Below are 990 nucleotides of genomic sequence, written 5' to 3'. Positions count from 1 at the left end.
CCCACTCCTGCCGCCCGCTCTATGGCGGGGTAGGCAAAACGGAGCCCGAGGCTCCGTTTTGCCAGGCAGCCGTGTGTTAACGCACCGGCCAGCCGTACATCAAACCGCCTTGCTTGTACGACGCGTTCAACCCACGCTCCAGCTTCATCGCGCTGTTCTTGCCCAGCGTGTTTTCGAAGCTTTCACCGTAGTTGCCCACGTTCTTGATGATGTTGAATGCCCACTTGTCGTCCACGCCCAGGTTCTTGCCCATGCCCGGGGTCACGCCCAGGATGCGCTGAATGTTGGGGTTGGGGCTCTTGGCCATTTCTTCGACGTTCGCCTTGGTGATGCCGTATTCCTCGGCTTCCAGCATGGCGTTCAGCGACCAGCGGACCACGTTGAACCATTGCTCGTCGCCCTGGCGGACCATGGGACCCAGCGGCTCCTTGGAGAAGTCTTCCGGCAGGATGACGAACTTGTCCGGATTCTCGAGCGTGGTGCGGGTGGACGCCAGCTGCGACTTGTCGGTCGTGAAGGCGTCGCAGCGGCCAGCCGAGAAGGCGCGGATGATTTCGTCGTACTTGTCGATCACGACAGGCTTGAATTCGATCTTCTGGCCACGGAACCAGTCAGCCAGGTTCAGTTCGGTGGTGGTGCCCGGCTGCACGCAGATGGTGGCGCCGTTCAGTTCCTTGGCGCTCTTGACGTTCAGGTCCTTCGAGACCATGACGCCTTGCGAGTCGTAGTAGTTCACGCCCACGCCAATCAGGCCCAGCGTCGTGTCGCGGGTCAGCGTCACGGTGGTGTTGCGGGTCAGCACGTCGATTTCGCCGGACTGCAGCGCGGTGAAGCGTTGCTGCGTGTTCAGCGGGGTGAACTTGACCTTGGTAGCGTCGCCGAACATGGTCGAGGCGATGGCGCGGCACAGGTCCACGTCGATACCCTTGTATTCACCCTTGCTGTCGGCGATCGAGAAACCCGGAATGCCGGTCGAAACCCCGCATTGGA

General features: G+C 61.3%; 1 protein-coding gene. It reads right to left on the bottom strand.

The window, feature by feature from the left end; all coding sequences use genetic code 11:
• Positions 1-76: 76 nt before the first annotated feature.
• Positions 77-990: amino acid ABC transporter substrate-binding protein (locus A9976_RS18760; RefSeq protein WP_183020253.1), on the bottom strand; the 914-nt coding region annotated here is incomplete at its 5' end.

Origin of the sequence: Delftia sp. UME58 (assembly GCF_014170385.1) — a bacterium.
In the GTDB taxonomy this organism is placed as follows: domain Bacteria; phylum Pseudomonadota; class Gammaproteobacteria; order Burkholderiales; family Burkholderiaceae_C; genus Comamonas; species Comamonas acidovorans.
Note: the sequence above shows the minus strand (reverse complement) of the source record. Positions and strands in the feature narration are given on the sequence as shown.